The organism is Sulfurovum iocasae (assembly GCF_047716765.1).
GTDB lineage: Bacteria > Campylobacterota > Campylobacteria > Campylobacterales > Sulfurovaceae > Sulfurovum.
Map to the genome: position 1 here is coordinate 368635 of NZ_CP180410.1, position 12187 is coordinate 380821.

General features: G+C 40.6%; 10 protein-coding genes. 6 read left to right on the top strand and 4 right to left on the bottom strand.

Features of this window, described 5'->3' with window-relative positions; translation table 11 throughout:
• Window positions 1-73 precede the first annotated feature (73 nt).
• On the top strand, window positions 74-1402 hold the full coding sequence (locus tag ACLHDG_RS01915) for a dicarboxylate/amino acid:cation symporter (RefSeq protein WP_415407305.1): 1329 nt from the start codon (window positions 74-76) through the stop codon (window positions 1400-1402).
• Here ACLHDG_RS01915 and ACLHDG_RS01920 read toward each other — a convergent pair.
• From ACLHDG_RS01920 to lgt, 3 genes are read right to left on the bottom strand one after another with little or no spacing between them, the layout of a single operon-like run.
• The gene (locus ACLHDG_RS01920; protein ID WP_415407306.1) at window positions 1399-2916 is read right to left on the bottom strand and encodes a hypothetical protein; all 1518 of its coding nucleotides are present in this window, start codon (window positions 2914-2916) and stop codon (window positions 1399-1401) included. The genes ACLHDG_RS01915 and ACLHDG_RS01920 overlap by 4 nt on opposite strands.
• The gene (locus ACLHDG_RS01925) at window positions 2913-6335 is read right to left on the bottom strand and encodes a BadF/BadG/BcrA/BcrD ATPase family protein (RefSeq protein WP_415407307.1); all 3423 of its coding nucleotides are present in this window, start codon (window positions 6333-6335) and stop codon (window positions 2913-2915) included. Before ACLHDG_RS01925 ends, ACLHDG_RS01920 begins: the two co-directional genes overlap by 4 nt.
• Complete coding sequence (lgt, locus tag ACLHDG_RS01930) at window positions 6332-7117, bottom strand: prolipoprotein diacylglyceryl transferase (protein WP_415407308.1); 786 nt, start codon at window positions 7115-7117, stop codon at window positions 6332-6334. Before lgt ends, ACLHDG_RS01925 begins: the two co-directional genes overlap by 4 nt.
• 140 nt (window positions 7118-7257) lie before the next feature.
• Between lgt and ACLHDG_RS01935 the strand changes: the two genes are divergently transcribed.
• Window positions 7258-7737, top strand: coding sequence for a PAS domain-containing protein (locus ACLHDG_RS01935; protein ID WP_415407309.1), 480 nt, complete (start codon window positions 7258-7260; stop codon window positions 7735-7737).
• A 1-nt stretch (window position 7738) separates the two neighbouring features.
• Entirely contained in the window at window positions 7739-8287 is a 549-nt protein-coding gene (locus tag ACLHDG_RS01940; RefSeq protein WP_415407310.1) for a YqiA/YcfP family alpha/beta fold hydrolase, read from the top strand.
• Window positions 8288-8319: 32 nt separating this feature from the next.
• Here the strand turns inward: ACLHDG_RS01940 and trpA are convergent, their stop codons facing one another.
• Window positions 8320-9060 carry a tryptophan synthase subunit alpha gene (gene trpA, locus ACLHDG_RS01945; RefSeq protein WP_415407311.1) on the bottom strand — a complete coding sequence of 247 codons (741 nt, stop codon included), beginning with the start codon at window positions 9058-9060 and terminating at the stop codon, window positions 8320-8322.
• 76 nt (window positions 9061-9136) lie between these two features.
• Here trpA and panB point away from each other — a divergent pair, with 76 nt between their 5' ends.
• From panB to ACLHDG_RS01960, 3 genes are all read left to right on the top strand, one after another.
• A complete protein-coding gene (gene panB / locus ACLHDG_RS01950) occupies window positions 9137-9949 on the top strand; it encodes a 3-methyl-2-oxobutanoate hydroxymethyltransferase (RefSeq protein ID WP_415407312.1) in 813 nt (270 codons plus the stop codon).
• Between the two features lie 136 nt (window positions 9950-10085).
• The gene (gene ruvB, locus ACLHDG_RS01955) at window positions 10086-11093 is read left to right on the top strand and encodes a Holliday junction branch migration DNA helicase RuvB (protein ID WP_415407313.1); all 1008 of its coding nucleotides are present in this window, start codon (window positions 10086-10088) and stop codon (window positions 11091-11093) included.
• Window positions 11090-12133 (top strand): AI-2E family transporter, encoded by a 1044-nt coding sequence (locus ACLHDG_RS01960; RefSeq protein WP_415407314.1) that lies wholly within the window; start codon window positions 11090-11092, stop codon window positions 12131-12133. Before ruvB ends, ACLHDG_RS01960 begins: the two co-directional genes overlap by 4 nt.
• Window positions 12134-12187: the final 54 nt, after the last annotated feature.

Consider the following 12187-nt stretch of genomic DNA (forward strand, 5'->3'; position numbering starts at 1 on the left):
TATCATGAAATGGAAGTGATACAACTTTCAGAAATATCCACTAAAATAACGGCTACACATAGAGGAGATTGAAATGACTTTAACAGCAAAAGTACTCTGGGCGATGCTCCTGGGTATCATTGTAGGATTGATAATCAATGTAAGTGGTTGGAATGTTGAGGGTAGCTTCACACATGAGTATGTGGTAGGCGGTCTCTTTTATATCATAGGAAAGATGTTCATCACAGCACTCAAGATGCTTGTTGTGCCTTTGGTCTTCTTTTCACTTATCTCTGGGGTACTGGGTATTGGGGATATCTCTAAACTTGGAAAAGTGGGGCTAAAGTCATTTGGGCTTTATATACTTACCACAGCTATAGCCATCGCTACAGCCATAGGCTTGGCCATTATCGTAGCACCTGGATCTGGTACCAATGGGACAACGACAAGTACTTTTACGGGTAAAGAAGCACCACCCCTTTCAGATGTGCTTATCAACATCATACCTGATAATGTCATCAATGCTTTTGCCTCTGGTAATATGCTGCAGATCATTTTCTTCTCTATCTTGCTAGGTATTTCTCTTGTGATGGTAGGGAAGAAGGCACAAAGCATTGCAGAGGGTGTTGAGGTGCTAAATGAAGCAATGATGCATATGGTCAACATCGTGATGTCTGTAGCGCCCATTGCAGTCTTTGCACTTTTGGCCAAAGCCATTTCAGAACTTGGCTTGGATCTTTTGGTGAGTTTAGCGGGGTATGTATTGGTTCTCATTGCTGCATTGCTGTTGCATCTTTTTGGAACACTCATGTTCATACTAAAACTTTTTTCAGGACTCTCTCCTAAAATGTTTTTACAAAAGATACGAGATGCCCAAGTCTTTGCTTTTTCTACAGCATCTTCGAATGCAACGATACCAGTGACACTAAGATCTGTCACTAAACGTATGGGTGTTGACAATTCTGTTGCCTCTTTTACAGTACCTTTCGGTGCTACGATCAACATGGATGGTACTGCCATTATGCAAGGAGTCGCTACAGTCTTCATAGCCAATGTCTATGGAGTAGAGTTGGGACTGAGTGGTTACCTTACCGTGATACTCATGTCTGTACTGGCTTCCATAGGTACAGCAGGAGTACCTGGAGTAGGGCTCATTATGCTCTCTATGGTCTTTGTGCAAGTAGGGCTTCCAATAGAGGGTATCGGACTCATTTTAGGTGTTGACAGGCTACTTGACATGATACGTACTTCTGTCAATGTTACAGGAGATGCTGTGGTCACTTGTGTAGTGGCTAAGAGTGAAAAAGAATTTGATATGTCTGTATTTAAAAACCCTGAAGCTGGGCTGGTAGAGGAACTTGATATTGATGAAACGGTTGAAGAGGAGCTGGCTGAGGTAGTACATAGAACAGAGGAGCGTTAGAGTCCTCTGTGTTGTATACTGATAAGTAACTGTGCTGCACTCCCTGCCATTTCTCCTTTAGGCTGATACAGATAATTATGCACCTTATCTGGAATATCCTCAGGTATCTCCAGTGCTTCAAACTCCTCTTTAGCAGATTGTTTGGCTTTAAAGAGGGCCATTTGTACCCTTGAGTAGAAATTGGCTGCTCCTTCTCCTGAAGTTTCTATGGAGAGGAAGTTGGCTGAGGGGTAGTGGCTTGTGACCAGAGACTGGATACCGTCTGAAACTGCGGAAGAGGGCATGCATCCAAAAGGTTTTACTGAGATGACAAGGTGTGAGAGATTGTGTTTCACGCTCTCCAGAAGGTGTGCTACTTCCAAATGTCCTTCTCCTCCCTCAGCATCCAGTGGATAATAGAGTTTAGAGAGTTTAGAGAGTTCTTCGATGTTTGGTATCTCATAGTCATGCAGTCCGGCAGATTTTGCATAGAGAGTGAAATAGGTTTTGACTGCTGCTTTTGCCAGTTTCATCATCACTTTGGTTTTGACATTGCTAAAGTCAATGCTTTTCATCTCTCCATCTTCTAAGTCTTCCACTTTACCCGCAGCATATTCAGCTTCCCAAATACTCAGCATCAAACGGCTCATAATAGGCTGAGGGATACACTCTGCACCCTCAGCCTCTAAAAATTTATGAAGATTGTAGTTGCCGTCACCTTCAGTCATCGCTGCCCAGAATTCACCCATGACCATTACCTTGGCTTTAGGTTGCAGACGGTCAAGTTTTACTTTTTCCAATACTTTACGGCATTGCCACATTGCCAAGACAAGATTTTTCTTTTGCATAAATGCATCTCTGAGTATTTCATAACATTTCTCTACAGCTTCATCAGTACTTCCTTTTTCTATTTCATAGGGACGCATTTTGTAGGTTAAAAGGTTGATGATATCACCAATGATAACGGATTTGATCAATGTCATGAAAAAGGTAGGAGAGAAGTTCATGCTCTCTTCATCATTTTTGGCTTGAAAGATACCCTCATTATGTTGAAAACTCATGATGCGAAAGCCTTCAAATCCTGCATCTTTCAGTGATTTTCGATATTCAGTGATATACATACCAAAACGGCAAGGACCACAGCCACCAGCAGTAACATAGAGGTATTTTTGTACTATCTCTTCACTACTCATCCCTGTCTCTTTTTGTAAGTTTTGCAGGTATTTCACAAGGTTTCCTACTGTAAAGTAAGTTGGGTTGCACTGTCCTCTATTTCCAAATGCTTTCCCTTTTCGGAAGGATTCAAAATCAGGATTGGGCAGTGCAACATAGTTTTCGCCTAAAGATTGCAGTGCTGACATGACAAGCTTGTCTTGGAGTATGGTCATACCTCCAAAGAGTATAGTAGTGTCTTTTTTGTCTGCTCTTGTATAGCTTTTGTTAATAGTGTCACGCCATTGTGTAGCTTCCCTGCCAAGATAGCCCAGACTTGTATTACTGTCGTCATGAGGTTTTATACCACTACATGAACTCATACTGTCATCTCCTGTGGAGTAGTGCAGAGGGTTGAGTGCTTAGTATTGAGAGGATTTTGTTTATGTTTCATGAGTGTCCTTTTATACTGCTCGAGCGTGTAAGCAAATGTTTTCACTCTTATTTTGATCGAGCCACCAGGTTTATTTGCATCTATGTCGTGCAAGGTAAGGTGAGGTGTACGGCTTGCGCCTAAAATTTTATCGATGATAGAGTAGGTAGGTGCATCATGCCCACACTTAAAACTTGAGAGGTCAAGTACTGCAATGTTGGGGTGTCGTGCTGCAAATTTGGCTGCCCAGACTTTTTGTGCCGAGTTGGTAGAGTAATTCTCCGGCCAGACATCACGGATATCAAAGTTGTCTTCGATGTAGCCTTGTGCCAGGTCCTCACCAAAATACTCTTCAAGATACTTTTCATCTCTTGGGATGCCACGCATGGAGAGTGTTTTAAAGCCAAGACTTTGGAACTCATCGAGTACTTCGTGGTTGATGCCTGGATCAGAGTGGTAAGGTCGTCCTAAAAGCAGAATGATAATTTCATCATTTTTGACTGCTTCATTGAGTAGTTCTTTCCCCTCTTGCATCATAGCTTCATCATTAGCTTCCAGTGCTTTCCACGCTTGTGCTACTGCCCAGTTACTTTCATCTTTGGTAATGCGCAGTCGTTCTCTCCAAGTGTTAAAGAGCTCTTTTTTAAGTAGGGTTTTGTTACTGAAGGTCATGGAGTCATCAATGTACTCTAATCCTCTATTTTTAAAGAGGTCTTTTTCTTTGGTAAAAGCGGAGTAAACCACTCTAGGTGTCCCCACGATGATAGGACAAGCCGTCTGCCCCATCGTACTGGTAATAAAGCCAGGCAGGGTAACCGTGGCAGGGAACCAAAGATAGTCAAAAGCAACTTTGGAGAACTTTTTACCAAACATCAGTGCATAGACATGAGACTGTGCCACCTTTGCAGGGAAACAGGAATCCACTGAACCGTATTTCGCTCCTTCGAGGTACATATCTTCATTAGAGAAACCAGAAAACTGAATATGAGCAGGAGCAATATCTAAAGCTTCAAGATAGGCTCTAATGAAAGGCGCAGTGTTATAAACATTGAGAACTTTTGGTATGGCGATGCGTACTTTTCTGCGATGTTCTCTATCTTCTTCACTACTCACTTCAAAAGCTCTTTTGACTTCTTTTCGTAAAGTAGGTCCCCATCCACGCAGTGTTACTTTTACCTCTTGGGTAGTCACTTGTGTCGCTGAAGTAGGTTTTTTCTCTAACATATAGCTTGAAGCAAAGAGTGCTTTAGACTCTTTTTTAACAAGGTTTGGTGTATCTTTTTGTAGTAACTTCCGTTCATTTTGGAGTATTTTGAGTGCCTCTGGAGACTCTACTGTCCCACTCTCACATGCAAACCCTGCGATGTAACGTACAGTTTCAGAGTTGGGTGTTTGCGTGTCGATAAAGGTACGGGAACAGTCTATGGGACAGAAGTGACACCGGGTACTCTCATCAGTACGGGAAGTATAAGTGAGTTGAAGTGCTTCTTCCAAACCTACAAAGGTAGTAAAACCTTTTCGCTTGACCACATCTCTAGCTTCAATAGCGGCACCAAACGCACCCGCCTCACCAGGGTAAGGATGTACATCCACTCTGGCACCTGGAACAAGCTCTTCAATGTAATCCACTTGGGCTTTAAGGGCAGCAAGGTTGTATTGAGTACCCCCTTGGAGTACAAAGTGATTACCAAAAGCAGCAAGGTTAGGGGCTTGAACAACATACTGCCATACATTTTTAGGCAGTACTTTAGCGATACCTGCAAAAAGTTCCTCTTTCGAGTATCCTTCTTTTTGGAAGTTAACCCTGTCTGTATCCAGAAAGACCGCACAGCCATAGTTAAAGAGAGGGGCTTGTGTGGCGCTAAATGCAACATCGGCAAACTCTTCTACTTCAACACCAAACTGCTTTGCCATACTTTGAAGCAGAGTTCCGTTACCTGCAGAACACTGATTGGAGAGACGAAAGTTTTTCATCATGCCGTTTTCCATAAAAAGCACTTTGATGTCTTGTCCCCCAATGTCACAAATGATGTCGATACTCTCACCAAAGACGGCTTGGGCACTCTTCATATGAGCAATGGTCTCGATAATGTTTGCATCTGCATTCAGTGCCCCCTCCAGTACATCAGCTGCATATCCGGTCGTACCTAGACCTTTAATGTCGTAGAAGTTGTTCGGGTCTTGTTCTTTGATCTTCTCAAGTAACTCTATAGTGTCTTGTATAGGGTTTCCTTTTGAGAGTTGATAGATTTTGAGAAGCAGTTTTCCTTCTTTGTCAACCAAGACAGCTTTAGAGCTGGTAGAGCCTCCATCCATCCCTAAGTAGCACTCTGTTTTTTCACTCAGTTTCACAGGTGCAAAAGGTGGGATGCTATAGGCATCTTTAAAGGCTTTCAGCTCTTCAGCACTTTGCACAAGCGGAGCATCGTTGCTTGAACTGCTCTGTATGCTTCCCGATTCTACTAAAGTTTTGAGTTGAAGTATGCCATTAAAAGATTTGTCGTGGTTGGCTTCACCCTCACCAAATACTACTGCACCAAAGGCAGCATAATATTGGGCATTCTCAGGAACAATAATGAGTTCATTGATCTTCTCTTTATCATACTCTATCCCTCTCTCATCCCAAAGTTCAGAAATACGCATACGCCAGCACTCTTGTAGAAATGGCAAGTAAGTGTTAGGTCCTCCCAAGAGGAGTACTTTAGGCATGAGTGTACTACCACGTGTCAATACAGTAAGGTTTTGCATAACTATGGCATCGGCCAGTGAGTTCATGATCTCATTGGAAGGTACAGAGGTCTTTACAAGGTTGACGATGTCTGTTTCAGCAAATACACCACACTTTGCAGCAACATGGTGCAGTTTGTCTGTCTCAAAGGTGAGCTTTTGTACATCTTCACTCTCCATCCCTACTTTCATGGTACACTTTTCTATGGTTGCACCGGTACCTGATGCACACTTGTCATTCATAGAAGTAGAGACAGTTTTTTTACCATCATCACCCTCTTTAAAGTGGATGATCTTCGCATCTTGCCCACCCAGCTCTACCACTGCATTCACATCAGGATGATAATATTCCACAGCAAGCACCACAGCATTGACCTCTTGCACAAAACGGGCATTGATCGTTGGAGCTATGCGGCTTGCACCTGAACCTGTAATGTAGACTTTGTCTATCTTTTTATATGCTTCAGGATGGGTAGTAGCAAGTGTTTCGAGCAGTCTTAGGAGTGTTTCGGCCTGTTTGGTGTCATGGGCTGTATACTCTTTGGCGATGATATTAAAATCTTCATCACAGAGTACATATTTGACGGTAGTAGAACCGATATCTATGCCAAATGCGTATTTCTCTGTTATTATACGTGTCATTTTTCTTCTTTTGTTTTAAATGCCCAAATTACCCAAATAATTCCGATGAGTATAAAAGGTATACTTAGCATCTGGCCAGTACTAAATGGTAAATCTGTTGTATAGGCTGCTTGTCTTGTTTTGGCATACTCTATGAAAAACCGTGCAGTAAAGAGTGTAACTAAAAAAGTTCCAGGGAGTATCTTTGTAGCAAAAGCAGGTGTTACTTTACGGTAGATAGTGACAAGCAGTGCAAGGATGATGAGATAGGCAAATGCTTCATAAAGTTGTACAGGGTGTCGTGGTATCATATCCACACGCTGGAAGATAATTGCCCATGGAAGTTCAGAGGGTGTTCCCAGTATCTCAGAGTTGAAAAGGTTACCAAAACGGACAAAAGCAGCAGTCAATGCACCAGGTATAGCTATTCTGGAAAGAAGCCATGTGTAAGACTCATTATAACGTTTAGCAAATACGTAAAGGGCTATGAGTACTCCGGCAAGACCACCATGGCTGGCAAGTCCGCCTTTCCATACAGCCAGTATTTCAACTAGATGACTTAGGTAGTAGTCCGGTTCATAGAAAAAACAATGTACCAAACGAGAACCTACTACCGCACCGATCATAATGTAGATGAGGAGGCTATCAAGTACAGCAGGATCTTTCTTCTCACGTTTGTATATCCAGTTGAGTATCATGAGTCCGAGAAAAAAAGAACCTACAAAAAGAAGCCCGTACCAGCGAAGTTGGATAGCTCCTAATTCTAAGATATTAGGATTGACGTTCCAGATCATGTGTTCCATATATTAGTTGCCTTTTTGTAATTAATCGTATTATACTTTAAATTCTTTAATAGAGTATTTTATTAAAATATCTTAAAAATAATTATCAAAAAATGATATAATATATGCAGAGTATATAAATAGTACTAAAAGGATAATTTATGAAAACGACATTTGATATGTTTATAGAGACAGAAGTACCAGAGGATGAACTCATTGTTTCCCGTACAGATTTTACGGGGAAGATCACATATGTAAATGAGACATTTGCAGAGATCTCCGGGTATAAACCAGAAGAGCTCATAGGTAAACCACATAATGTCATCAGGCACCCAGATATGCCAAGGTCAGCTTTTGCTGATCTGTGGGCAACAGTAGAGAGAGGAGATACTTGGGAAGGATATGTAAAAAACCGTCGTAAAGATGGTGGGTATTATTGGGTTTTTGCAAGGGTTTCTACTGTGATAAAAGATGGAAAAGCTGTAGAATATAAATCTGTAAGAGAACCAGTCTCAAGAGAAAAAAAGATAGAGATACAAAATTTATACGATAAACTGCGTGCAGAAGAAGAAGGAACGACAAGAGTTGTACTTTATGTGAAAAATGATAAACTTGAAGCGGCAGAGGCACTTGAAGAGTAGTATGCTCATCTACATACACGGTTTTGGAAGCCATGGATTAGGAAGTAAAGCAAATGCTTTTAGAAATTATTTTAAGGACAAAGGAGAAGCCTTCATCGCTCCTTCTTTGTCATATGTTCCCGATTTAGCCATACAAACACTCGAAGAGTTGATAGGATCTTATGATGATGTCAAACTTATAGGATCCTCTTTAGGTGGTTTTTATACGCTATATCTTGCCCAAAAGTATGGATTAAAAGCAGTACTTATCAATCCGTCTATTTATCCTTATATCACCCTCAAAAAAGTTTTAGGAGAAGCCCCCAGTTTTTATGATGAGAGTCATTTTACATGGATGGAGTCACATCTGGAGATGCTCAAAAAGTATGAAATAGATCTGGCAATTCAAGAAAACATCATGCTCTTACTCCAAAAAGGAGATGAAACACTTGACTATAAAGAAGCAGAGGCAAAACTTCCAAATGCCAAACAGGTAGTCGAAGAGGGAGGAAGTCACAGTTTTGATGGGATTGAGAGGTTGTTTGTTGAGGTTGATGGTTTTCTAAACTAATCATTAAAGATGATTAGTTTAAAAGAATAAAACTATTCGTTTATCTTCTCTTTTATTTCTCTGGCAATCGCAGAGATATTAGTAATTTTTTGTGTATCACTCAAACTCTCATCAAGCAACACTTTCACAAAAGCAGAACCTACGATGACACCATCTACGCCTTTGGCTTTCTCTTTGGCTGTATTTTGATCTACACCAAAACCTACATAAACAGGGGTTTTTGTGAATGATTTTATATCTGTGATGATGGGCTGCAGATCTTCACTTTTTCCTGCACCGGTGATACCTGCATAGGCTACAAGGTAGATGAATTTTTTTGCATCTGTGACTATCTGTTCTATACGTGCTTTTGAATCAGTAGGCGCGATAAAGTCAATGAGATTCAGTCCGGCTGCTTCTATTTGTGGTTTATAAGGTCTTGCTTCTTCAAAAGGCAAGTCTGGGATGATGAAACCATGGATACCTGCTTTGTTTGCTTCAGCGATGAATTTATCTATACCTCTATGGTAAAAAGGATTAAAGTATCCCATCCATAAGGTGTCTATGTGAGGTGCTATTTTTGCAGATGCCTCAAAAAGGTGGTCTAGTTTAAAACCGTTTTGCAGGGCTTTAAGATTGGCTGCTTCAATGACAGGACCATCTGCAACAGGGTCGGAGAACGGCATACCAAGTTCTAAAGTGTCAACACCTGCCTCAGCTAAAGCCAAAGCGGCATCTACTGTAAACTCTAACGATGGGAAACCTGTGGTGATATATGCGACTAATTTTTTCAATATATACTCTTATCTAAATAATTTTCGATATTATATGATAAAATGAGTAAAAATATAGATTAGATTCAGGAATAAGATGAGTATCCATACCCCTAAAATAGAGAAAAAAGTAACTTTAACAACTATTGCAAAGATGAAAGGTGTTGAACCTATCACTATGGTGACAGCATATGATGCTCTTTTTGCACAGCTTTTTGATGCTGAAGTTGAGATGATCCTTGTAGGCGACAGTCTTAATATGAGTTTTTTAGGTAAAGAAGATACGCTTTCCGCAACGATGGATCAGATGATCTACCATACGCAGGCTGTCTGTAATGGTGCAAAGTTACCACTCATCGTACTTGATATGCCTTTTGGAACATATACCTCTCCAGAAGTTGCTATACAAAATGCAACTAGAGCTTATCAGGAAACAAATGCTCAAGCTGTCAAGATAGAGGGTGGAAAAGAGAGAGTACACATCGTTGAAGCACTTACTCAAAATTCTATTGCTGTACTGGGCCATATAGGGCTTATGCCACAGTTTTTGCGTAGTGATGGAGGATACAAGATAAGAGGGAAGGACCAGGCAGATATAGACTCTCTCGTAGAAGATGCTAAAGCACTTGAAGCTGCAGGAGTATTTGCCATTGTGGTAGAAGGTGTAAAAAGTGAAGCGGCCCAAGCCATTACTAAAGCTGTATCTGTACCGACCATAGGTATCGGTGCGGGTAATACAACAGATGGACAGGTATTGGTCTGGTCTGATATGTTTGGTTTCTTTGAAGCGTTTAAACCAAAATTCGTGAAACAGTATTGCGATGGGGCAAAACATGTCCGTGATGGATTGGAAGCCTATAGAAATGAAGTAAAAGCAAAAGAATTTCCTAGCGAAGAGTACACATATTGAGAGTTCAGCATTCAGCGTTCAGCGTTCAGAGATCAGTATTGATTAGATTATTTGGGTTTTTTTTGAAAGATATTGGGTGCTATGCCCTGAGTGCTGAGTGCTTAACGCTTAACGCTAAACTCCAAAGGAGTTTTTAATGGAACGTATGGTTGAGATAGAACGCTTTGATGAAGAGATAAGCTACGAAGTAACGCTTCGTCCCAGCTCCTGGGATGAGTATATAGGTCAAGAGAAGATCAAAAAGAATTTAAAAGTTTTTATAGAAGCAAGTAAAAAGAGAAACGAAGCTTTAGATCACATACTTTTCTTTGGACCTCCAGGTTTAGGTAAAACAACCATAGCAAATATTATTGCTACAGAGATGAATGCAAATATCAAAACCACTGCTGCCCCGATGATAGAAAAAGCGGGAGATCTAGCAGCACTTTTGACCAATATTGAAGAGGGTGATATCTTGTTCATCGATGAAATCCACCGTATGAGTCCAGCTATCGAAGAGATACTCTACCCTGCGATGGAGGATTTTCGTTTAGATATCATCATAGGGTCTGGACCTGCTGCGCAAACGGTAAAGATTGATCTTCCACGGTTCACGCTTATAGGCGCAACGACGAGAGCAGGGATGTTGTCAAATCCTCTTAGGGAGCGTTTTGGTATGCACTTTAGAATGCAGTTTTACACGCCTGAAGAACTCACTGAAATTGTTGCCCAAGCTGCCCACAAACTTGAAAAACCTTCCCAGAAAAAAGCTTCTGTAGAAATAGCCAGAAGAAGTAGGGGAACACCACGTATTGCACTTCGTCTACTCAAAAGGGTAAGAGATTTTTCAGAAGTAGCCAATGAAGATGAGGTGACATTGGAACGTGCAAGATATGCTTTGGATGAACTTGGGGTGAATCACCTTGGATTTGATGAGCAGGATATACAACTTTTAGAGCTTCTGGTATCTGCTAAAAGTAAACCTATGGGGCTTAGTACCATAGGTGCGGCACTCAGTGAAGATGAGGGTACGATAGAAGACGTACTTGAACCGTACCTCATAGCCAATGGCTACATAGAAAGAACAGCACGAGGTCGCATAGCCACAGAGAAAAGTTACGAACATTTTAAACTGGGTGGACTCAATGAAGGGCTTTTTGAATGATCAGCAATAAAAGTTTAATGATCACTGCACTGTTCATACTTTCAGTTCTTGGTGCATATAGTATTTATAAACCTTTTTTACTCCCTATAGTAGTTGCGATGTTACTTACGATGGCTACTTATAACTTGACTAAAAAAATGATAAAATATTTTAAATCAAGAAAGATATCCGCTGCTATTGCTACGCTTCTTTTAACCCTTATTATTTTTGCACCTATAGTCTATATCGCAACTATTGGAGTGGCTACTGCTGCAAATATAGATATAGCAACCATTCAAGAGGTTACTGCTGTTATTAAAACATTTGCTGAAGAAGTTCCTTATATGAAAGAGTGGGTTGAGACAGGCTTAAGTGATGAAAAGATTGCAGGGTATATACATGACTCTACTTCATATGTGACAACTGCGGGAAGTGTAGGACTTGGGTTTATAAAGAATATGGTACTGGTTCTTGTATTTTATTTTATTATCAACTACTATGGGGAGCGTTTTTTTGAGTTGATACGTGCATTGATGCCTGTAAATAAAATGAAAAGTGCAAAGATGATACATGAAGTTTCCTCTACCATGGAGGTTGTTTTCTACTCCATCATCGTAACGGCTATTTTTGAAGGCTTCCTTTTTGGGATCATGGTGAGCCAGTTTGGATTTGATGGCTTGTTATTTGGTGTTATCTACGGTTTTGCTTCTCTTATTCCTATTATCGGTGGTGCAGTAGTATGGATACCGGTTGCACTCTATAGTTGGACAAAGATAGATGCCAATACAGCGATTGTTATTGCAAGTTATTCAGTGATCATAATCTCTATTATCGCTGATACTTTCGTGAAACCGGTGATCATCAAAGTGATCAAAGAAGATCTACTTAAAAGTACTATTGAGATCAACGAGATAGTCATTTTCTTCTCTATTTTAGCGGGTATGAGTACCTATGGTTTTTGGGGTATGATCTTAGGGCCGGCGATCACCTCGTTTTTGATCGCTATTACAAAAATATATATTGACTATAACTATAAAGAGCAGGCTATTGGCAGAAATTAGCCTCTTTTCATATAGTAGATGTTATGATGTATGATTAGAAAATAAAAAAGGATA

Bases quoted from the DNA above. Each gene is read 5' to 3' on its own strand.
- ACLHDG_RS01915 (WP_415407305.1), top strand. From the start codon at position 74: ATGACTTTAACAGCAAAAGTACTCTGGGCGATGCTCCTGGGTATCATT.
- ACLHDG_RS01920 (WP_415407306.1), bottom strand. From the start codon at position 2,916: ATGAGTTCATGTAGTGGTATAAAACCTCATGACGACAGTAATACAAGT.
- ruvB (WP_415407313.1), top strand. From the start codon at position 10,086: ATGGAACGTATGGTTGAGATAGAACGCTTTGATGAAGAGATAAGCTAC.
- ACLHDG_RS01960 (WP_415407314.1), top strand. From the start codon at position 11,090: ATGATCAGCAATAAAAGTTTAATGATCACTGCACTGTTCATACTTTCA.
- ACLHDG_RS01925 (WP_415407307.1), bottom strand. From the start codon at position 6,335: ATGACACGTATAATAACAGAGAAATACGCATTTGGCATAGATATCGGT.
- ACLHDG_RS01940 (WP_415407310.1), top strand. From the start codon at position 7,739: ATGCTCATCTACATACACGGTTTTGGAAGCCATGGATTAGGAAGTAAA.
- ACLHDG_RS01935 (WP_415407309.1), top strand. From the start codon at position 7,258: ATGAAAACGACATTTGATATGTTTATAGAGACAGAAGTACCAGAGGAT.
- panB (WP_415407312.1), top strand. From the start codon at position 9,137: ATGAGTATCCATACCCCTAAAATAGAGAAAAAAGTAACTTTAACAACT.
- lgt (WP_415407308.1), bottom strand. From the start codon at position 7,117: ATGGAACACATGATCTGGAACGTCAATCCTAATATCTTAGAATTAGGA.